The 21,046-nt window shown below is 56.6% G+C and carries 22 protein-coding genes and 1 pseudogene; 5 read left to right on the top strand and 18 right to left on the bottom strand.

Annotated features, from left to right (window positions below):
* Window positions 1-47: 47 nt before the first annotated feature.
* The 11 genes from MMW58_RS12535 to MMW58_RS12485 form a co-directional block, all read right to left on the bottom strand.
* Window positions 48-587 carry an HD family hydrolase gene (locus MMW58_RS12535; RefSeq protein ID WP_241723496.1) on the bottom strand — a complete coding sequence of 180 codons (540 nt, stop codon included), beginning with the start codon at window positions 585-587 and terminating at the stop codon, window positions 48-50.
* Window positions 584-808, bottom strand: a complete 225-nt coding sequence (locus MMW58_RS12530) for a hypothetical protein (RefSeq protein WP_221019128.1) — start codon at window positions 806-808, stop codon at window positions 584-586. Before MMW58_RS12530 ends, MMW58_RS12535 begins: the two co-directional genes overlap by 4 nt.
* A gap of 12 nt (window positions 809-820) precedes the next feature.
* Window positions 821-1,339 carry a hypothetical protein gene (locus MMW58_RS12525; protein WP_241723495.1) on the bottom strand — a complete coding sequence of 173 codons (519 nt, stop codon included), beginning with the start codon at window positions 1,337-1,339 and terminating at the stop codon, window positions 821-823.
* Between the two features lie 431 nt (window positions 1,340-1,770).
* On the bottom strand, window positions 1,771-2,409 hold the full coding sequence (locus MMW58_RS12520) for a DUF3164 family protein (RefSeq protein WP_232713599.1): 639 nt from the start codon (window positions 2,407-2,409) through the stop codon (window positions 1,771-1,773).
* Window positions 2,402-2,593, bottom strand: coding sequence for a hypothetical protein (locus MMW58_RS12515; protein ID WP_232713598.1), 192 nt, complete (start codon window positions 2,591-2,593; stop codon window positions 2,402-2,404). The genes MMW58_RS12520 and MMW58_RS12515 overlap by 8 nt, the downstream gene beginning before the upstream one ends.
* Window position 2,594: 1 nt before the next feature.
* On the bottom strand, window positions 2,595-2,828 hold the full coding sequence (locus MMW58_RS12510; RefSeq protein ID WP_241723494.1) for a hypothetical protein: 234 nt from the start codon (window positions 2,826-2,828) through the stop codon (window positions 2,595-2,597).
* A gap of 18 nt (window positions 2,829-2,846) precedes the next feature.
* On the bottom strand, window positions 2,847-3,065 hold the full coding sequence (locus MMW58_RS12505; protein WP_237816795.1) for a hypothetical protein: 219 nt from the start codon (window positions 3,063-3,065) through the stop codon (window positions 2,847-2,849).
* Window positions 3,052-3,285 carry a hypothetical protein gene (locus tag MMW58_RS12500; RefSeq protein WP_241723493.1) on the bottom strand — a complete coding sequence of 78 codons (234 nt, stop codon included), beginning with the start codon at window positions 3,283-3,285 and terminating at the stop codon, window positions 3,052-3,054. The genes MMW58_RS12505 and MMW58_RS12500 overlap by 14 nt, the downstream gene beginning before the upstream one ends.
* A gap of 8 nt (window positions 3,286-3,293) precedes the next feature.
* The gene (locus MMW58_RS12495; protein ID WP_237816797.1) at window positions 3,294-4,187 is read right to left on the bottom strand and encodes an AAA family ATPase; all 894 of its coding nucleotides are present in this window, start codon (window positions 4,185-4,187) and stop codon (window positions 3,294-3,296) included.
* A gap of 9 nt (window positions 4,188-4,196) precedes the next feature.
* A complete protein-coding gene (locus MMW58_RS12490; protein WP_241723492.1) occupies window positions 4,197-6,257 on the bottom strand; it encodes a Mu transposase C-terminal domain-containing protein in 2,061 nt (686 codons plus the stop codon).
* 4 nt (window positions 6,258-6,261) lie between these two features.
* Window positions 6,262-6,525, bottom strand: a complete 264-nt coding sequence (locus MMW58_RS12485; protein ID WP_023158148.1) for a helix-turn-helix domain-containing protein — start codon at window positions 6,523-6,525, stop codon at window positions 6,262-6,264.
* 197 nt (window positions 6,526-6,722) lie between these two features.
* Here MMW58_RS12485 and MMW58_RS12480 point away from each other — a divergent pair, with 197 nt between their 5' ends.
* Window positions 6,723-7,448 (top strand): XRE family transcriptional regulator, encoded by a 726-nt coding sequence (locus MMW58_RS12480; RefSeq protein WP_241723491.1) that lies wholly within the window; start codon window positions 6,723-6,725, stop codon window positions 7,446-7,448.
* Window positions 7,449-7,648: 200 nt separating this feature from the next.
* Here the strand turns inward: MMW58_RS12480 and MMW58_RS12475 are convergent.
* The 5 genes and pseudogenes from MMW58_RS12475 to nqrC all read right to left on the bottom strand — a co-directional run.
* Window positions 7,649-8,212 (bottom strand): annotated as a pseudogene (locus MMW58_RS12475) (ABC transporter permease); the annotation flags it as partial.
* Between the two features lie 2 nt (window positions 8,213-8,214).
* A complete protein-coding gene (locus MMW58_RS12470) occupies window positions 8,215-9,594 on the bottom strand; it encodes a Fe-S-containing protein (protein WP_241723490.1) in 1,380 nt (459 codons plus the stop codon).
* Window positions 9,595-9,702: 108 nt separating this feature from the next.
* Entirely contained in the window at window positions 9,703-10,230 is a 528-nt protein-coding gene (locus MMW58_RS12465; protein ID WP_123708245.1) for an iron transporter, read from the bottom strand.
* Window positions 10,231-10,263: 33 nt separating this feature from the next.
* On the bottom strand, window positions 10,264-12,186 hold the full coding sequence (locus MMW58_RS12460; protein ID WP_241723489.1) for an FTR1 family iron permease: 1,923 nt from the start codon (window positions 12,184-12,186) through the stop codon (window positions 10,264-10,266).
* 125 nt (window positions 12,187-12,311) lie between these two features.
* Window positions 12,312-13,088, bottom strand: a complete 777-nt coding sequence (nqrC, locus tag MMW58_RS12455; protein WP_241723488.1) for an NADH:ubiquinone reductase (Na(+)-transporting) subunit C — start codon at window positions 13,086-13,088, stop codon at window positions 12,312-12,314.
* Between the two features lie 396 nt (window positions 13,089-13,484).
* Between nqrC and MMW58_RS12450 the strand changes: the two genes are divergently transcribed.
* Window positions 13,485-14,450 carry a helix-turn-helix domain-containing protein gene (locus MMW58_RS12450; RefSeq protein WP_241723487.1) on the top strand — a complete coding sequence of 322 codons (966 nt, stop codon included), beginning with the start codon at window positions 13,485-13,487 and terminating at the stop codon, window positions 14,448-14,450.
* A 20-nt stretch (window positions 14,451-14,470) separates the two neighbouring features.
* On the opposite strand, the gene MMW58_RS12445 is transcribed toward MMW58_RS12450, so the two are convergent.
* Window positions 14,471-14,590 (bottom strand): small membrane protein, encoded by a 120-nt coding sequence (locus MMW58_RS12445; RefSeq protein ID WP_139339464.1) that lies wholly within the window; start codon window positions 14,588-14,590, stop codon window positions 14,471-14,473.
* A 212-nt stretch (window positions 14,591-14,802) separates the two neighbouring features.
* Here MMW58_RS12445 and MMW58_RS12440 point away from each other — a divergent pair, with 212 nt between their 5' ends.
* Window positions 14,803-15,885, top strand: a complete 1,083-nt coding sequence (locus MMW58_RS12440) for a malate/lactate/ureidoglycolate dehydrogenase (RefSeq protein WP_241723486.1) — start codon at window positions 14,803-14,805, stop codon at window positions 15,883-15,885.
* A gap of 285 nt (window positions 15,886-16,170) precedes the next feature.
* The gene (fdhF, locus tag MMW58_RS12435; RefSeq protein WP_241723485.1) at window positions 16,171-18,321 is read left to right on the top strand and encodes a formate dehydrogenase subunit alpha; all 2,151 of its coding nucleotides are present in this window, start codon (window positions 16,171-16,173) and stop codon (window positions 18,319-18,321) included.
* A 51-nt stretch (window positions 18,322-18,372) separates the two neighbouring features.
* On the opposite strand, the gene MMW58_RS12430 is transcribed toward fdhF, so the two are convergent.
* A complete protein-coding gene (locus MMW58_RS12430) occupies window positions 18,373-19,539 on the bottom strand; it encodes a M20 aminoacylase family protein (RefSeq protein WP_241723484.1) in 1,167 nt (388 codons plus the stop codon).
* Between the two features lie 293 nt (window positions 19,540-19,832).
* Between MMW58_RS12430 and MMW58_RS12425 the strand changes: the two genes are divergently transcribed.
* Window positions 19,833-21,032 (top strand): MFS transporter, encoded by a 1,200-nt coding sequence (locus MMW58_RS12425; RefSeq protein WP_159235805.1) that lies wholly within the window; start codon window positions 19,833-19,835, stop codon window positions 21,030-21,032.
* The last annotated feature ends 14 nt before the right edge of the window (window positions 21,033-21,046 follow it).

Genomic DNA, 21,046 nt, shown 5'->3' with positions numbered 1-21,046 from the left:
CCTCATTATTTCGAATGATTAATAGACCAGTTATGCAAAATCTTTTCTTAATGTCCTGGTTTGAGTTCGAGCCAACGCTCTATAAATAACTTTCTTGCCTGACGCGGATTAAGCGGGCTGATGGCAAATTCATCCGTAGGCTGAATGCCCCTGAGAATGGCCCACTCGGTATCGTCGTCAATAAACAGGTCACGGCGTTCTGTGGCCAGCATGATGAGGTCAGCTTGTTTGACTACAGGACTCATGGTTTCAGGAAGGCCAAATTTCTGGCTGATTAGGCCCTCAACCCATTTTTCAATACCGCGATAATCCGGAAGCAGCGCTTTCAGTGGTGCGGCAATATCATTGCAGTAAGCCTCACTGGCGTCGTGCAGCAGCGCTTCAAGTGCAAACTCAGACGGCACAAGATAGCTGGCCAGCACGGAATGCTGAGCGACGCTATAGAACTCATCCAGATGGCCGGTAAATCGACACAGGTTAGAAAGCGCCTGGGCGATATCATCAATATAAATAACGTCAACGCCTGAATTACAAAAATAAAAGTGCTGACCTGACCAGGTGGTAATAAAGCGGTTTTCGGTATTCATGCTAATCTCCAGCGTTTTTTATGACGTTCTACTGCCTGTTTCATTGCGGTTTTATCAGCCGGTTTACGGATTGACTGACCGCTATGGGTATAAAACTGAAATCGGGTCTTGCCAGGGTAATCGGGATGCTCAATGACAACGGAGTTATCGTTAAGGTGATAAATACGCTTGCTGCCCATATCCTGAACTTCGCACCCTGAGACACAGAGATATCCAGCCATAATCGCCCCCTGTTATGAGCCCAATGTTTTTTCAGCAGCTTTAAATTCCGATTCAACAATTTCGATTGCACCGGAATCCGGGGATGGCGTGGCTTCGGTTTTGAAATAAATCTCATCCCCGCCCCGGAAATGGGTAATACCACACAGGATCAACATTCCCCATTCAAGGCCCAGCGCTTTCCAGTAAGGCTCCCTTGAGATTCTTTCCGTGGGGCGACCGTCATCCCACGCGTCCAGCAGTTGCTGATGCTCCTCGCGGCGCTCGCGGGGAATGCGGGTCTTGCCTCGGGGTTCACGCGTATAACCATTCTGCGAGCGGGAAAGCGTCCAAAGACTGCTATGTCCAACAAGTGGCGCAGCATCGAATGACAGACCGTGGAAGTGATAATCCGTAGCGCTACCAGAAAATACTGGCTTACCGCCAAATTTTTTAGCGAATGAGTCCGCTTTTTCTTTCAGCGCAATACGTTGGTTAATTTCATTGTCCCATGCGTCAAGCGCCGTTTTTGTGGATGTTTTATAAAAGCCCATTTAAGCCTCCTTAAATAAGGTTAATAACAGTTCAATCATTTTCAGGCTGTAGTGAATACATACGCCCCATATGGCAATGCAAAAGAAAACGCAAAACAGCCAGGTTATCGCCCGTAGATGCGTGGATATCATCAGGCGGTTAATGAATCTTTCAGCTGATATTCTCATTATTGAAACCCCATATTCAGGCGTAAGCGTGCCCCTGACGCATTACGCCATTTAAAAAGTATTTAAGGTTTAATTAGTCCTGACGCGTAAGAGAGCTCACGTTTGCAAGCCAGGGCTCTACGTTAATTTCTACGACCGTCGCGGATTCCAAATCTATAGCCGCTGCAACCGTTCTTACGGCCCGACGGTCTGTTTCTTCAGGGCGTTGATGCCAGAAGGCAGTACCTGATTTATATTTCCGGTTGAACTCTTTCGCTTTCATATCACACCGTCGCCATATTCAGAGCAATGGGCATATATTGGTCAGTGTCGCCAATACGTTCGTAAATACGAATATAAGAGCTTGTAGCGATAACCTGTAAGGATTCTCCGATGGCTTCCATCGCTCTGTGCCAGCGCTGATCATCAATCTCATATCGACGGAGAGCAAGAACAGCGCCAGTGGACACCGCGCCTGATTTATCCGTGGAGAATGCGCGATTGATGAGGATTTGCAGCTCAGGCCGTGCGCCCTCCGTCCAGTCAGCAAGGCACTGATCAATGAGTTCTTTAGCAGCCTGCAGACGCTCATCAAAAGCGATGCGGTCAGCCATGGCACGTTGAATAAGATAACGACCATCAAAGCTGTAGAGTGTGACGTTACCTTTTTTACCGCCCAGCTTAACGCCATATTCGTTAGCGGAAAGATCGACGAACGCCCCGATATCGCCAAACGAACTTTCTTTAAATTTCTTCATCAGCTTATTCAGCTCAATCGCTTTAGTAACGATCTCGCCGACCAGCGTATCCCTGGCCAGGTCGATAGGCTTCAGGAGTTTTACCGGAATGAATGCATCTTTTGCATCAATCCAGTACCCTTCAGGAGCGGTTTTCACAGTGAATTGCTTTTGCTGATTATTCATGGCTTGCCTCATTTAAATGTTGAAAAAACTTTGCGATTTCAGCACTGGCACAGGCCAGCATTAACGGTGCAATAATATTTGACGTATCTTTAACTAAACGGGAGTCCGTTTTTTCTGCCGATATTATTGCGGATAAATGAACTTCTCCTTTGACTTCTTTAACCGTAAAAACAATTTCAGCCATACTACCTCCAGATAACATGCATCCCGCGCCAGATAAGCATTTTGACCTGAGCACTTTTTCCGTCCTTACGCTCAGTTATTTCGACTCCCTTACCGCGCCATGCCTCAAACGGGCGGTCTACTTCAACGATGGGACGGCGGAATCGGGTGTTAATGTCCAGCACCTGCAGGCCACCACGCATCAGGCGGTTAATCGGGGCCATCATTTTTGGATCGTTAATCGGTAAACGGCACATAGCGACTCCTGATAATGGTTAATGAAATGAATCATTGCCTTTCACGGGAACAGACGATAAATCTTTAGCTCTCCCAAACATTTTGGTCAGAATGGAATGAATAAAACCTCCCATAGAAGCCTGAATAGTACGCGCGGCTTTATTTACCAGTTCTGAGTCGTTAGCGTCTTTAATCATGCGGCACTGAACATCAATGCCTTTTCCCTTAGGGGTTACAGATATTTCAATCTTGGCCATATCCCATGCCCTCAGATAAAAAGGTATTAACTACGACATTTGTTGTAACCTTGAAGAAAAGAGCAGAACAATGCGGGCAGGTTGCAAATGAGCCCCATACCTCACCATCTGGAGGAGCCGGAGTTTCAATGTCTTCAAGGCAAGCAGGGCAAGAGAAAGTCAAAATCTTTGCACCGCTTAATTTAGCCATCGAAATAAAACGTTGATGTCCAATTTTCATAGTTCCCCCTAATTAATCAGCATTTCAGCAAACTTACGTACCGCGCCAGCGCTGACAGCATTACCACTGATCTCACTGTGGCGGCTGACGCCGCGAACTAACTTGAACAAACGACGGGCATTTCCGTTGCTGGCTTTAAACAGGGCATCATTCACATCGGCCTTACTGGCATCAGGCAGCATGCTGATTGCAATATCGCTAATATCACCCTGCGGCAATGAATCACCGATGCAGAAAGCCAGGCCAACACGGCTATATAACTGCTGGTACTCACCGCGCTTACCCTTCAGGTTAATAATCAGGCGGTGCATTCCTGCGAGAACAAGGCCAATACCAGACTTATCATGGATACGTCGCAGGGTCTCAAGCGCCCGGTATGGCAGATTTTCCGCTTCATCCACCATCAGAATTCGACCAGACTCGCGTAGCGCAGCAATACAGGCTTCACTGAGTTCGTGCATGTTGCCACGCTTGCTGAGCCCCAGCAGGCCACAGAGTTCCTCCAGCACGACACGGGCGGTATACCCCGGGTCAGCCTCAATGAGCAACGCATCACGGTGCTGCGCGGCGTACTCACGCAGAATCATGGTTTTACCCAGACCTGCAGCGCCGAAGATAACGTTGAGATCGCCATCAAGATGAGCCAGGCGGATGACCTCCATTCCTTTACGGGAAGTGATGGTCGGAATAAAGCTGGCAGTAATACGTTGCGATTTCTCTTTTTCCACTTCCCTGTTAATAAAGCTACGAGCCAACTCATCAATAGCGGGAACATCACCGGTATATTTGCCCTGCAGGTATTGGTTAATTACGGCTGCACTTTTACCAATGGCACGGGCTACCTGCGTCTGGCTGTAGCCTTTACGGGCCATCAGGTCATTCAGTTCTACATGTATGGTCATATTCTCTCCTTACCGGGTATTACCGATTTTTTTCAGATATTCATCGCGGTCAGTCTCAAGGAAGAAATAAGGCTCTTCTTCTTTCTCAACGGTATATTCCGCAGGGATAAAACTACCCAGGTCATCGAATCGCTGCCCCGGAAGAACTGAGCGGCCCTCAGCTTCGATCTCCTGGACTTTATCTTCGACGCGTTTCATACGGCGCTGACGACGTTTCTCAACGGCTACATCCATCGCGCTGACCGGTATCGCCGCGCGTTTATTGCCGTTCCAGATAGCGGTACAGACATAAGAACCGTCCATCCGGCGCACGATGACGGACTGCGGGTCGTGGATATCGAAGGCCACGCGCACATCTTCGCTGTCTACCTGGATCAACTCTTCAGAGAAATAATCGTTATTGAACAGACGAAGCCAGCCACGCTGCGCAGTACGCACCATTTCGGGCATGAATGCTTCTCGCAGTTCGACGTCGGTCAGATACTCTGTTTCGTCACCCTCGAGCTCAAGGACGGCCCGGCGGTAAGCTGCTGGCGTCAGATGCTTACCGTTTCGCCTGGGCAGTTCGCTGTGTTCGTGGGTATTGTTGTAGACGTCCACCTCCTCAGCGATAGCGTCAAGCAGCTGCTGCCACGATGGGAGTTTCCCCAAAGCCGTACGCTGTACTGGTGTCAGTTCGCGGCCGTTCTCCTGGGCCTTGACGGCCGACTGAATAGCACGAGCTGTAATGCGGGCGTGCTCACGGTCGGCGCTGTCGCCGCTGAAGGTGTCAAACTGCATTGCCACCCGGCGCGGTATCCCCTTGTTCAGACGCTCAATGATCCCGCGAGACTGAGGGCGACCGGGAATACTGGTCGGGTGCTCAATACCCAGGCGGCTGAAAATACCAGTCACGTCAGCATCAAGCGTTTTGTTGGTTTCACCGCCACCGTTATCGGAGTACACAAACAGCGGCTTACCGAAGTGTCGCATGGCATACCGGTAGGCATCGGCCACAGCAATAACACTTTCAGATAATGCCAGGCTCCAGCCAACGACAAAGCGTGTCCGGCCATCAATAATCAGGGTCAGCTCGGGTGTGAACGGGCGACCATGATCGGGGTGTGCGACCTTCATTTCCAAAGACTTACCATCCGCTATCCAGCAGCCATTCACAGGCATTAGCGACCAGTCGCGTTTCTGGAAGCACTCATAAGCTAGCGCAGCAGAACCACTGACACGGCCGCGTGCTTTTTCACGACGGGGGAGTTTTTCCATCGCCCGACGAACGGCATCGTAAGAGGGACATGCGGCGACCATTGCCGGCTGGTCAGCATAGAGTGCTGTCCACTCGGCTTTAAAATCGCGGTATGCTTCGGTGAGGCATGGACCGTTACGGTTACGCCAGTGAGCCAGAAAATCAGGCAACCACTTAATCTGCTCCGGTTTTTTCGCTTTAAGATGACCGGGAGCCAGCATGGCCATACGCTCGATACCTGGTTTTGTTGACTCAAAAACGCTGACCCATTCCTGCAGGCTGCGGGTACCGACGCCAGCACGACTGCTGCCTTTGCGGGCATTGGCCAGCTCAGCTGAGTACATCAGATGCTCGGGCAGCGTCCCATTGCGGGAACCCATTGAGACAAAATTCACAGCCGCAGTACGAGACATGCCCGCATCCCGGAGCTTTGCGACTTCCATGGCCAACACCGCTCGTGCATCTGCGATCTGCTTTTGTTTCACTGTCAGTGAGTTCACTTCACGCTCAAGCAACGCAGGACATTGACGAATAAGGGTAAGCTCCCTACGTGGTTTTAGGTTCTTAATATCAGTTGAACGATCGACCACCATCGTCGTTTTAGTCGCTAAGACCGATTGATATATTTTTTCCCTTAGAGCGTGCTGGGCTTCGTTAGGTAAACTGTCAATCGAATACTCGCTTCCACCTCCACGACCAGCCCTTGCTCTTGAATCCCAACCATGGCTTTTGGCCCTTGCAGCAATTCCAGGTCTGGTTTCAGGTAATCCAGGAAGCCGCAAATCAGCTAATTCCTGAGCGGTATAATGCGTTTTCAGGTTAATCTGGTTCATATGCTTAATTCCATTCACCTGAAAATGCTTTATGATAACGAGTGGGCCATATCTCATCGGGAGAGATCCCGATAGCATCAGCGATGATTTTTTGGCCTTTTGGCCATGGGCGATCTAGAGCGTTCTTCAAAGCCCCAGCGCTTTTGTAACCATGATGCAGGGACAGACGACGCAACGACCATCCTTGCTTGTGAAGAGCTGCAACGATATCGGCCCTGTGCCAGTCAGATTCTTTCTGGCTTTTTTTTGCGCTCTCTAATGTACTCATTGGTTAATCTCCGTGATTCAACTCATAAGTACAATATGATCAAAATCGAGTTATATCAACCCGAAAACAATCTAAATTTTCTGTTTTCAGGTTTGCCTGTGACCATTAAAGCCAAAATAAAAGCTTATATGCATTAAAAACAGATACTTGAAAACAACATGAAACACTCGAAAACAAACCAGAGGAATTTGCGTGATATGACGGATAAACCTGAAAACAACCTGAAGAGTGAAATCGGTAAGCGTATAAGAGCTCAGAGAGAGGGTTTAAAACTATCCAGGCAGCTTGTGGCCGAACAGCTCGGTGTGGCGTTATCAACCTTGCAAGCATGGGAAAACGAGGATAGAGAGCCAAGCGCAACACATATCTTAAAGCTTTCTGAATGCTTAAAGGTATCTGTGGAATGGTTGATTACTGGTGATGAAAGGAACGACGCCTTGCAGCTCCCTGCACCAATAAGCGGTTCTACAGCCGTTGATGTGCAAGGGAATCATGTTGATCTGGAAGAGTTTGTTTTTGTTCCTCGCTATAACGTATCAGCCTCTGCTGGATATGGGGCGTGGAACGATGATGAAAGTCCAATGTTTACAGTCAGCTTTCGCCGCTATTGGGTCATAAACCACCTGAAAGCAGACCCACGTAAGCTTTCTGTCATTAGCGTAATCGGTGATTCCATGATGGGAGTCCTGAACGACAAAGATATCATCCTCGTAAACCATGATGATAGAGACCCAAGAGAAGGCATTTATGTTATCCGCCTGGATAGCCAGCTGCTGGTGAAAAGGGTACAGCGCTTGCCTAGCTCTCAGTTGCGCATAAGCAGCACTAACCCTGCGTTTGAGCCCTTCGTTATTGATCTGGATAACATACCCAGTGATTTTGATGTTGTCGGAAAGGTTGTTTGGTATGGGCGGGTTATTTAAAAGCGATTAAAACACTATTAATAACTAACACTAACAATCAAGAATAGTGCAAAACTCATCGCAGAAATCATAAAAAAATCTCATTTTCCGACCAGCCGTGCAGATACGGCTTGTCCGGCCTCAAGCCTTGTCCCGTAAGGCTTCGCGCTGTTTTCGCGGCGACGATCCATCCATGCATAAACGATCACCTCCCCACACTCCGCGGTCCGCAGCGTCAGGCGGTCGCCCGGCTTCCAGCCGGTGCTGCGCGCCAGCGCGTGGCCGACCAGGGTCTGCGCCAGCGGGCCCGGCGGCTCCTGCGGCCACTCCCCGGTAACCTGCCAGTAGGGGCTGACCGTACGCTGCCCGGTCTGGTAGCCCTCTTCATCCGGGATCGCCACCGGCTGGCTAAAGAAGGTCCCCAGAATCCGGATATCCAGACCCTTGACCTGCGCCTCACCGCCGAGCATCGGGGCGAAGCCGACGATATTGTTGCGCCAGAAGATATCTTTAATATTGGGCAGCTCGGACTCATCGAGGAAGTCATCGCTGGCCAGCGGGTTGCTTTGCTCGCTGAACAGCGCCGGCAGCGCGGCCTGCCCCGCCGGCTCAATCAGAATATTGGCGCCGTAGGATTTCAGCTCGCGCGACATCTTGTCGCCGATGTCGATAGAGACCGCCAGCAGGGCCGAAATCAGGCTGGCGGCGAGAAAAACGGTCAGCACCGCCAGCGCCTTGCGCCGCAGGTTGCGCCCCCATGAGCGGTAGATCATTCGCCACAGCATCGCTACTCCTCCTTCACCGCGTCGGCAACGAACTGCTCCGGCGCCTGGCGAAAACGGTCATAGTTGGCTTCGGAGGCGAAGAACCAGGTCTTACCGCCATAGCTGTATTTAAATTCGGCCGCGGTATTGGTCAGGCTTGAGCCGTCCACCGGGTCGGTAACCTTGATGGTTAGCACCGTCGAGAAGTAGTTCACTCCCGTCGCCAGCGCGCTGCCGGGGATCGTCAGCTCGGTTTCATCGTTGCGCCAGCCGTCGATCGGCACCGGATTACAGCCGCCGGGTTTGCCAATCGACGGAATAAAAATGTGCACCCCGCAGGCGACGCAAATCACCTGGTTACCTTCCATCACGTACCCCTGATCGCCGCACAGCAGGCAGGCGTCAAACACCACGCCGAGGCGCAGCTTGTCGGGATAGCGGTTGATCACAAAAAAGCGCACCGCTTTACCGTCGTCCGCTATCCACACGAAGCGATGCAGCTTGCCGTCGCGCACCTGCGCCAGCGGAATATGCACCTGACCGTCGGCGGCGAGGGTCACCGGCTGCGCTTCGGATAGGCGCGGCGGCTGGGAGGCCACCTGCTCCCACCACAGCTGGCCGCCGATAATCACCAGCGCGCAGCCAACGGTGGTGAGCCACAGGCGGCCGGCGCCCCGGCGTTTGGCCAGCGCCAGGCGGCGGTCAATCGGCCGTTCGGCGGCCTTAACCGCCCGGGCGTAGCCGCGCAGCGTCGGAAGCCAGAGCAGGCTCATCAGCAGCAGTATGGCGCCGGCGGCCCAGCTGTAGAGCGCGGCATTGTTGGTTACTTTGGCGACAAAGCTCAGCAGCGGCTTCAGCAGCGGTACCACCTGCAGCTTCATCAGCAGCAGCAGCAGGGTTCCGCCCAGCGGCAGCCACAGCAGCACCATCAGCAGCAGGGTCAGCGGCCAGTAGAGCCAGCGCATCCGCCGCAGGAGCATCGCGCAGAGCGCGGCGGCGAGGCAGAGCGTGGCCAGCGCGAGGAGGATCGCCGTCAGGTTCAGCAGCAGATCGGTATTCAGGACGTGAGTTGAGGTCAGGCCGCTCAGGTTCGGATCCAGCCCCCAGCGGCGGGCGGCGCCGGCAACGAGGATCCCCTGCCACAGGTAGCGAACCCGCTGCGACGCCCACCAGAAGCTGAGCAAAAACAGCAGCGAAAGCAGAATTTCAGCGCCGACGAGGATCAGCTGCAGCGACTGGCTACCGCGAACGTAGAATCCCGCCAGCAGGCCGACGGCCAGCGCCGCAAGCAGCGTCCAGGCGAGCGGGCGCAGCGCGGGAACGTCGCCGCGTCCCCAGAGCACGGCGGACAGAAGCGCAATGCAGAAAAAGACCTGTAGCGTCGAGACAAAAAAATAGCTCATGACTTCAACTCGGTACGGCGGATAAATAACAGACCGCAGGATGGCCGGCGGGTCGTCCTGCGTAACAGCGGCGGCGTCCGTGGCCGCAAAAAATCGGCTACGCCAGGCTTAGTTCAGGCCGACGTACTTAAACTCGTAGCTGACGTCAAACGGCTTCCACCAGCGGCCGACGCCGGTTTCGCTATCGGTATGGCGGTGCATCCCGGCTTTTGACGGCGGGTCGATGTGGTAGGTCACCTTATAGTTGCCAACGCCCATCATTTTGATATTGGCGCCGTAGTGCGGGCCGTCGCTGGCCACCATCGGCATAAAGGTACCCTCCTGCTTTTCGCCGGTGTCGCTGTTGACCAGGGTATAGGCGATGGTCAGATAGGGGATCCATTCGCCCGCGCCAAAGCCATTCTTGCCTCCTTCCACCGCATGGATGTCGGCTTCCAGATGAATATCCGACTTCGCCGCCGGCAGCCCCATGCCGCGCGGCTCCATATCGATCGGCTGGAGATAAACCGCCGCAATCTCCATCTCATTCATGGTCACCGGCTCGCCCGCCGGATACTCCTTAAAGGCCAGCGCCGCCGGGGCGGCAAAGATGCTGGCAACGGTGGCGCTGATAATCAGGGTCTGCTTAAAGTTCATCTGGCACATCCTCTCGTCTTAAAATTAAAAAAGTCAGAAGTTATTTTTTATATCTTCCGCCGGCGCCGGAGCGCGGCGGCGCATGATCCACAGCGCGGCCAGCGCCGCAATCAGCAATATCGCCTGCGGGATCAGGGTTTCAACGTAGGGATAGACCCCCAGCCAGCCGATTTCCGGCATGCCGCCAACCAGCGTCGGCTGGAAGAGCTTGCCCTCCACCAGCTCCAGCACCCCTTTGCCGGCAAAAACGAACGCCATCAGGTACATAAAGCCGCCGGTGAACAGGAAGAAGGGTTTCAGCGGCAGCCGCACCACCGAGTAGCGCATCACCAGCCAGGCCACCAGCAGCACCGCGCAGCCGATGATAAACCCGCCGCCGATGGCGAGGTGTCCGCTAACGCCCTGAGCGTCGCCGAGCAGCGCGGCGTAAAACAGCACCGTTTCCGCACCTTCGCGATAGACCGCGAGGAAGCTGGTCAGCCACAGCCCGACCAGCGAGCCGCGCGAGAGCGAGTGGGAGAGTTTGCCCTCCAGCCAGGCTTTCCAGCGGCGGGCCTCAACTTTGGAGAGCAGCCAGTAGCTCATGAAGAACAGCATCACCACCGCGATCAGCATGGTAATCCCCTCCAGCAGCTCCCGGCTGGCGCCGGAGTTGGTAAACAGCAGCTGGAAGATAAACGCCGTCACCACGCTGGCGACGAGCGCCACGACCACCGACTGGCGAATCAGCGGCAGCTTGTCGCGGTGGTCGTTTTTAATCAGATAGGCGACGATAGCCGCCACGATCAGCAGGGCTTCCAGCCCTTCACGCACGATGATCATCAGGCTGTAGAGCAGCAGGCTCCAGTGGGTCTCTTCCCCCTCCCCGAGCAACGCGACCGCTTTCTGCAGATCCTGCGCCAGGGCGGCGGCCTGTTCCGTCAGCTTCTCCTGAGGCTGGCCGGCCTTCATCAGGCTGACCATGCGGGTGAAGTAGGCTTCAAGGGTGGTTTTGAACGCCGCGTCGCGGGAGCCGATTTTGTTCTCCATGCCGCTGGCTTCGAAGCGGTCGAAGTAGCTATCCTGGATATCCTGAATGGCGCCCTCCGCTTCACCGCGCTGATAGCGCGCCAGGGCGGCATCCATACTTTGGTTGATTCCTGCCGCCACGCTGGCCCAGTCGGCGTTCGGCGCGGAGGCCTCCGCCGCCGCAGGGTTAGCCTGCGGCCCGTCGTCGCGGGTGCCCGGCAGGCCGGGTAGAAGGTCCTCCAGATCCTGCAGCAGCGCGGTGACCTGATACGAGACGTCGTTCAGCCGTCCGGGCTGCGCCGTCAGCGCGATCAGGGCGGTAAACTGCTGGTTAATCGCCGCGGCGTCCTTCGCCGAACGATTCTGCCGCACCGCGATTTCCATTTCCGAGTTTTTGAAACCCTGATAGTGCGCCTGCTGGATCTGCTGGCTGGCGAGGGAGTAGCGGCCGGCCTGATACTCGCTCACCGCCTGCGCCAGCCGGTCGTCGATGGTGCGAAAGCTCTCCTGCCACTGCGCCGCGATATCGTCCCGCGATAAGGCGGTATGCTGCTCCTCCGCCACCAGCCGATGCCCGCCGTCGAGCACCGGCTCGACTTCGCGCAGCGCCCGCTTCAGGCCGTCGATGCGCGCCTGCACCGCGTCCAGCGGCTTGCCCTCGGCAATCATCCGCCGAATCTCGCCGAAGGTGCTTTCCATCTCGTAGCTTTTACGCGCCGAAATATTAATGCGAATCGGCCCTTCGAGGTTTTCAAACACTTCAAAGTAGGCGCTCTGCACCTCCCGACGCGCCTCGTCGTTTTTCTGCTGCTGGTAGAGCTGCGCCGTTTTATCCAGCCGCTGCTCAATATCCGCGATGTAGGGAGCATAGTGGGCCTCCGCCAGCGCCGAGGCGCTAAACAGGAGGCTAAGAAGCAGAGCCAGCAGGAGAGAACGAGGGGCAATCATTGCGCCTTCCATCAAATTTAATGATAATAATTATCATTGGCATTTTTACCGTCGATGTACATGACGCAGATCATTAAAATGTCAAACCGTGAAAATTTGTGTCAGATATTGCAAAGAGTGCAGGGCTAATCGCGCGCGGCATCGGCGGATAGTTGCGCCGGATCCTGCTGAATACGCTGGAGAAATCTGCCGTAGCCCTGCGGCCCCATCCAGTAATTAATACTCTTCTCAACGCCGTTGGAGGTTAAGGTCGCCCCGCTGATGCCGTCGACCGTGTAATCGTCGTGCCGACCATCGCTATTTTGCGTCACCTTCAGCGCCGGCTGGCCGCGATCGTCGCGTACTTTTTTGCCCGCCCACTGCCTCAGCCACTGCGGGTCTTCCACCCTCGCGCCGAGCAGCGGCGTCTCGTTCTGCCGGTAGTACAGGAGATCTTTCACCGTGCGGCCGTCGGTGTCGATGGCCACCAGCGCATACATCATCGATTTCGCGCCCTTGCCGGAAACCGGCAGAATAATTTGTTGAATGGTTCCGCTGCTATCGTGAACGAGGTAGATATCAGCCAGGGCGCAGCGCTGCCTGATTTGCGCCGGATCGCCGGCCGCCGGCAGGCTGGCGCAGCGTTTTTGCGCCGCGCGGCCCTTGCCCGCCGCCAGCAGCTCGCCGCTATCGAGATTAAGCTGACGGACGCTAACCCGGCGCTGAAACTGCGCCCTTAACGCCTGTGGATCGCGCTGGCCGCTCTCATCGAGCCCGGCCACTTTGAGAACGGCGGCGGCGGTTTCATCGCCATCGGGTTCGGCAAAGTTGTCTTTCTGCAGTAAAAAATAACCGCCGGCGGCGGCAAAAAATAAAACACAAAAAAACATCAAAGATAAAACAATAATTTTACGTTTCGCCATGAGCTTATTATCCCCGTGAGCCGATGTGTATTGACCACTACCTGCGATATAGCTTGCAATTATTTTCGTCCCGCTGTCCAGCCCGATGTTTTCTGGTCATTCCGGGTCAAACAAGGCGTTTACTCGCAGCGCAATTAATCTATGGCAGGCGGCACAAATATATTTTTTATGACCGAAAAGCATGCATTAATAAATAGCAAAATAATATTCAGCGCGCCGGTAAACTATTTTCTGGTGAAAAAAGGAGGTCCGTCATTCGGCCGGCAGGACGCCCGTGCGCGCGGGCGGTTAAAATGCGTAAAAAAAACCACCGGGCGCTGGTTTTTCTTAGGATTAATCTTATAATCGAAGGATAAAAATTCACCTGCCAGCAGCACCTTGAGAAAGGCGAAAAACATGCCCAGACCTACTGCGCTGTACGTTCCTCACGTTTTGAGCGCGGCGGATATCGCGCCGGAAGAGCGTTACCAGCAAATATCGCAAAACCTCGGCTGCTATGGGATAGAAGTAGCGAACAACCGCCGCCCGGCAGAGATTATTGCCACGCATAAGACTATATCCGCTATTTCCGGCGACTATTGTAGTGCGATGGGTTCGAAAAATCAGACCACCTTCGATCCGCATCGCGTCGAGGAGCAGTCGATCTATATTTCGCTGCTGGTGCAGGGACATCAGGTTATTAACGGCAGAAAGAAATCCGTCTCCGCGCAGGTCAATCCTGGAATGCTGATTGTTCATCAGCGCAATGACTATTATCAGTATCAGTGCGACGACGTGAAGCAGCTCTATATCATTCCGCGCAGCGAGAAAATCAAAGAGGTTTTTAACGGCAGGCTCAATAGCCCGATAGTGTCTTTGGAGAATCATCATCTGGCGATGTTTCTGAAATCGCACATGATGCTGCTCGATAGCCATTCGGCGAGCCTGTCGCTAAAGGAAACGGCAACCGTTGTCGACGGTCTGCATAATATGGCGTTGCTGGTCCTGAGCGATATCGCGAAACAGCAGGGATTAATCTCTTCCGGCAAGCTGGGGCATCTGGTGAATAGCGCGAAATCGTTTATCGCCCTGCACTATCAGCAGCACGATCTCTCCCCTGACCTGCTGTCAAAAGCGCTCCACTGCTCGCGATCCAGCCTCGATCGCGCCTTCAACGAACAGGGAACCTCGGTTATGACGGTGCTTAAAGAGCGGCGTTTAGAGGCCGCGCGCGAGCTGCTGGAGAGCGCACCTCAGCTGCGGGTCGAGCAGATTTCGTGGCTCTGCGGGTTTATCAGCCATCCGTTATTTAGCAAAAGCTTCCGCGAGAAATATCACGCATCGCCGAAGACCTGGCGCGAAAATTATCATAAAGCCGGTTAATAAGACGCGGGCTTTGTGATTCAGCGCTGGCGAAACGATTTAAAACGCATTGCCCGGCGCTCTTTAATATAGCTAAGCAGGCTATAGACGGAAATACCCAGCAGGGCAACGGCGACGAGGGCTAAAATGATTGAGCTGATGTTCATTATGGTTTTCTCCATATCATTTAGAATAAGATTTTTATCATAATGATTCTCACTCCGGCGACCAGTCCCGACAGCCTCAACTCTGTTCTCTGCCACTCACGCCAGCACTCTCCACAAGCGCTTGATCTTCATCGGCATGGAGAGCAGCATGGATCGGCAAACATCACAAAATAACTACGCTAACCGCCCACCACAGGAGAGACTCAGTGCCTACCGGACATCGCTTTCAGGCTACGGATCTGCATCAGTTTGTCGTCGCCCTTTTCAGCCACCTCGGCAGCACCGCCAGCGAAGCGACCCTCGTCGCCGACCATCTGATTGCCGCCAACCTCGCCGGCCACGATTCCCACGGCGTCGGGATGATCCCGAGCTACGTGCGCTCCCAGGCCGCGGGGCATCTACAGCTCAACCGGCATGCCAGCATTATGAAGGACGCCGGGGCGGTAGTGACCCTCGACGGCAACGCCGGGTTTGGTCAGGTGGTCGCCCACGAGGCGATGCAGATCGGTATCGAAAAGGCACAGCGGCACGGCATGGCCGCCGTCGCCCTGCGCAACGCCCACCATATCGGCCGCATCGGCTACTGGGCCGAGCAGTGCGCCGCGGCGGGCATGATCTCCATCCACTTCGTCAGCGTCGTCGGCGACCCGATGGTTGCGCCGTTTCGCGGGAAGGACAGCCGCTTCGGCACCAACCCGCTGTGCGTGGTGTTCCCGCGCAGGGGCCAGCCGCCGCTGCTGCTGGACTACGCCACCAGCGCCATCGCTTTCGGCAAGACCCGCGTTGCCTGGCACAAGGGGGAAGCGGTGCCGGCCGGCTCGCTGATCGATGCCCAGGGCGAGCCGACCAACGACCCGGCGGTGATGCAGACCTCGCCGCTGGGCGCGCTGCTGACCTTTGCCCAGCATAAAGGCTACGCCCTGGCGACGCTGTGCGAAATCCTCGGCGGCGCGGTATCCGGCGGCCAGACAACCCACCAGGAGAGCCTGCAAACCTGCGTCGACGCCATTTTCAACTGCATGACCACCATCATTCTGGACCCGGAAACCTTCGATGCTCCGCAGATGCAGAGCCAGACCGAAGCCTTTATCGACTGGTGTAAGCAGTCCCCGCACGAGGCGGACGCTCCGATTCTGGTGCCCGGCGAATGGGAGCAGGCCAACCGCGAGGAGCGCCTGGCGCGGGGTATTCCGCTTGACGAGGGCAGCTGGCAGGCCATCTGCAGCGCGGCGCAGGAGGCCGGTTTAGCCGAGCAAACCCTCGCCCACTTCCGGCAAAAAATGGCCTGATCCCCCGCCCTGCGCCCCTTCCTTCGCGCCGCCGGCCGGCGCGAGCCCGCCATCTCCGGGGCGTCGGGACCGGCCGCTCGTCATCGTCATTAGTGACGACATCGCGACGAGCCGGCATCCTCTAATTGAATTTCCAATAAAAATCAATGTGTTATTTTTTTGGCACGCTTCCTGCTTAACAGCCATACCTGACGTCAACATCGTGACGCAAGGACTCAATGACGATGGCAGGCCGGGCCCGGCCTGACCGACGATCTTCATTCACTGTTAACAGGTCTGTTACTGATGAAAAAAATCACGAGCGTTTGCCCTTACTGTGGGGCGGGTTGCAAACTTAAGCTGGTTGTCGAAAACGATAAAATTATCCGCGCCGAAGCCGCCGATGGGGTGACCAACCAAAGCCAGCTGTGCCTCAAAGGCTACTACGGATGGGATTTCCTCAACGATACCCAGCTGCTCACCCCGCGCCTGAAGCAGCCGATGATTCGCTACCAAAAAGGCGGCCAGCTCACCCCGGTGACCTGGGATGAAGCGATCCGCTATACCGCGAAGAAGCTGCAGACCATCAAACAGCAGCACGGCCCGCGCGCCATTATGACCACCGGCTCATCGCGCGGCACGGGGAATGAAACCAACTATGTGATGCAGAAGTTTGCCCGGGCGGTGCTCAACACCAACAACGTCGACTGCTGCGCCCGCGTGTGTCACGGGCCGTCGGTAGCCGGTCTCCAGCAGGCGCTGGGCAACGGCGCGATGAGCAACTCGATAAGCGATATTGAAAACTCGAAATGCCTGCTGGTCTTCGGCTACAACTGCGCGGATTCCCACCCGATCGTGGCCCGCAGGGTGATCAAAGCCCGCGAGAACGGGGCGAAGATCATCGTCTGCGACCCGCGGCGCATTGAGACCGCGCGCATTGCCGATCGTCACCTGCAGCTTAATAACGGCAGCAATATGGCGCTGGTCAACGCCTTCGCGCACGTGCTGCTAGAGGAAGACCTCTACAACCATGATTACGTCGATCGCTTTACCGAAGGCCTTGAGGCCTACCGGGAAGCGGTGCGGGACTACTCACCCGAGGCGGTCGAACCGCTGACCGGGGTGCCGGCGCAGGAGGTACGCCAGGCGATGCGAATGTTTGCCGCCGCGCCTTCGGCCACCATTATGTGGGGAATGGGCGTGACCCAGTTTGGCCAGGCGGTGGACGTGGTTAAAGGGCTGGCCAGCCTCGCGCTGCTCACCGGCAACCTTGGCCGCGAGCACGTCGGCGTCGGCCCGGTGCGCGGACAAAACAACGTCCAGGGCGCCTGCGATATGGGGGTTCTGCCGAACCTCTTCCCCGGCTATCAGGAGGTCACCGACCCGCAGGTGCGGGCTAAATTTGCCGAGGCCTGGGGCATCGACCCGGCGCTGATGGACGATAAGGTCGGCACCCGCATTACCGAAGTGCCCCACAAGGCGCTGACCGGGGAGATCAAGGCCTACTACATCATGGGGGAAGATCCGCTGCAGACGGAGGCCGACCTCGGGCTGGTGCGCAAGGGGATCGAGGCGCTGGATTTCGTGGTGGTGCAGGATATCTTTATGACCAAAACCGCCGAGATAGCCGACGTGCTGCTGCCGGCGACCTCCTGGGGCGAACACGGCGGCGTGTTCACCTGCGCCGATCGCGGCTTCCAGCGCTTTGAGAAGGCGATCCCGGCGTCGGGAAACGTCAAGCGCGACTGGGAGATTATCAGCCTGCTGGCCAGCGAAATGGGCTATCCGATGCACTACGCGGATAACCAGCAAATCTGGGACGAGATGCGCGAGCTATGCCCGCTGTTCTACGGCGTAACCTATGAAAAAATGGGCGACATGAACCACGTGCAGTGGCCCTGTCCGACGCTGGATCATCCGGGCACGCCGTGGCTTTATAAGGATAACCAGTTTGATACCCCAACGGGTAAGGGCCAGCTGTTCGCCGCGCCGTGGCGGGCCCCGGCCGAAACGCCGGATGCCGACTATCCGCTGGTGCTGTGCACGGTGCGCGAAGTCGGTCACTATTCGTGCCGCTCGATGACCGGCAACTGCGCGGCGCTGCAGTCGCTGGCCGACGAGCCGGGCCGGGTGCAAATTAGCCGCGCCGATGCGCAGCAGATGGGGATTGCCGACCGGCAGCTGGTGTGGGTCAGCTCGCGGCGCGGAAAGGTTATCACCCGCGCCGATATCAGCGATCGCATCAACAGCGGCGCCGTCTATATGACCTACCAGTGGTGGGTCGGGGCCTGCAATGAGCTAACCCAGGATAACCTCGATCCGATCTCGAAAACGCCGGAAACCAAGTACTGCGCGGTGAAGGTCGAGGCCATTGCCGATCAGCGCTGGGCGGAACAGTTTGCGCTCAGCGCCTACAACGAGATGAAAGCGCGTCTTAAAGCCGCGGCTAACGCCTAAAAGAGTCAGGGGAGGCGCGCCTCCCCTGACGTGACGTTGTCACTCAACGCGTCAGGCTTCGCCGACCAGCGGCAGCAGTTTTTCCACCAGCGCCGTCCACATCAGCACCCCGGGTTCAATCAGATCGTCATTAAAATCATAGCCGGCATTATGCAGCGGTTTGGACGGCGTTTCGCCATCGGTACCGATCCAGAAATAGGCGCCGGGGCACGCTTCCAGCATGCAGGCAAAATCCTCTGAGGCCATTGACGGGCTGACCTCGGCGTTCACCGCCGACTCGCCCAGCGCGGCAATCGCCGCCTCGCGGACGCTCAGCGCCTGCGCCGGATGGTTCCTGGTGACCGGGTAGCCCGGATACCAGAAAATCTCCCCCTGCACGTCAGAGACCTGCGGCTGCGTCGCCACGTAGCGTTCAATCAGCCCTTTTACCCGCTCGCGAACAGGGTTGCTCAGGCAGCGGAAGGTGCCGCGCAGCACCACTTTGTCCGGCAGGACGTTGATCGCCTCTCCGCCGCTAATCTGCGTAATACTGACCACCGCCGACTCCTGCGGCGACAGGCGCCGCGATGGAATCGTCTGCAGCGCCATAATAAGCTGCGCGGCGGCGACGATCGGGTCGGCCCCGCTCTCCGGCATCGCCGCATGGCAGCTTTTACCGGTCAGGGTGATTTCGAAGGCATCAAGGGAGGCCATCATCGCGCCGGTGTTGATCGCCACCTGCCCCAGCGGGATCCCCGGCCAGTTGTGCAGCGCGTAAATTGCGTCCATTGGAAACAGGGTAAACAGCCCCTCTTCGACCATTTTGCGCGCGCCGCCGAGGTTCTCTTCCGCCGGCTGAAAAACAAAATGCACCGTGCCGCGAAAGCGGCGGGTCCGCGCAAGATGCGCCGCCGCCGCCAGCAGCATCGCGGTATGGCCGTCGTGGCCGCAGGCGTGCATCACGCCGGGATTGCGGGATTTGTAGCTGACCTCGCCGAGTTCGGTAATCGGCAGGGCGTCCATATCGGCGCGCAGGCCGATTACCGGGCCAGGACCGTTCTCCAGGGTCGCCACCACCCCCGTTCCCGCCAGCCCCGTATGCACCTGCAGGCCAAAGGAGGCCAGCAGTTCGGCGACGCGACGGGAGGTTTTCTGTTCCTGGTAGCCCAGTTCAGGGTAAGCATGAAAATCGCGTCGCCAGCGAATAGCCTCGGCGATGGATGAAGGCGATACTGCCATGTCGTACTCCTTTCCTGCACAGCATCAGCGCTGAGCGAGGGTTGTTATCGGTATGCATTTTATCCATGCGCCCCGCGAGCGCCGGGCTGCTCTATGAGTTATATCCTTTCGCCAGCGCGCTGACAACTCTCGCTAAACCTCCGCCCGGCGGGCTTTGGCGAGCGGCCGCGGCCCCCGTCTCAATTAATGGTAGCCATTTCAACGGTGACAGAAGCCATATGATTAACTAATATGCAGGGCTGTTGGCGATTTGCCAGATTATCCACCTGTTGACTTCCGTTATCGGGAATAAAATGTTTAACCCAGACCACAATCGCCTGGCGCCTACGCTGGCGATGATCATGGCCGCCTCGCTGGTAGGCTTTATCACCGGCTATACGGTGCCGCTTATCAGCCTTGAGCTGGCGCAGCAGCAAATTGATACCCTCTACGTTGGCCTGCTGGCCGCGCTGCCGCCGGCGGGCATGATGCTCTCCTCCTTCCTCTCGCCCGCGCTGTGCCGCCGCTTTGAGATGGGCGTACTGCTCAGCGCAAGCCTGATCCTGCTGGCCCTGGCGACGGTAGCCTCCTGCCTGACCGTCGATCTGCCGCAGCTCCTGCTGCCGCGCTTTCTGACCGGCCTCGCCTCGGGGGTGATTATCGTGCTGGGGGAAAGCTGGATCACCGGCGGGGCGGCGGGGAAAAATCGCGCCACCTTGACCGGGATTTACGCCTCGGCGTTCACCGGCTGCCAGCTGGCCGGGCCGCTGCTGATTTCCGCCGGCCCCGCCTATCAGTCATGGGCGCTGCTGGCGATCTGCGGCCTGACCGCCCTGTGCCTGCTTATGCTGCGCCACCTGCCGGGCGGCAGCCGTGAAAGCCTCGCCGGACGCGCCAGCTGGCGTAGCCTCGGCGCATTTTTGCCGGTTCTGGCCTCCGGCGTATTCTGCTTTTCCTTCTTCGATGCCAGCATCCTGGCGCTGCTGCCGCTGTACGGCATGGATAAGGGGCTAAACGAGTCGATGGCGGTGCTGCTGGTGACGGTGGTACTCACCGGCGATGCGCTGTTCCAGGCGCCGCTCGGCTGGATTGCCGATAGGTTTGGCATCCGCCGGGTGCACCTCAGCTGCGCGCTGGTCTTCTGCCTCGCCCTGCTGGCGCTGCCCTTCCTGCTCGGCTCGCGCATGCAGCTGATCGTCGGCTGCCTGGTGCTCGGGGCAGCGGCGGGCGCGCTCTATACCCTGTCGCTGGTGCGCGCGGGTAAAACCTTCTCCGGGCAGAAGCTGATCATGATAAACGCGCTATTGGGCTTCTTCTGGTCGGCGGGGAGCGTTGCCGGGCCGGTGATCAGCAGCCTGGCGATCGGCGTTTCGGGATATGACGGCCTGATCGTCACCCTCTTCGCCAGCGGCCTGCTGTTCCTGCTGATTCAGGGCTTAGGCAAGAGCGAGAAAACGCTGCTGGCCAACGAGCGTGAAGCTTCGGTCGATGAGGTGAGCGAAGCGGCGCAGTAGCGCGCCGTTCCGCC

The sequence above is a fragment of the Klebsiella sp. HC6 genome (genome assembly GCF_022605325.1).
Classification (GTDB): Bacteria; Pseudomonadota; Gammaproteobacteria; order Enterobacterales; family Enterobacteriaceae; genus Klebsiella; species Klebsiella terrigena.
The sequence above is the reverse complement of the archived record's forward strand: the minus strand, read 5'-3'. Positions and strand labels throughout refer to the sequence as shown.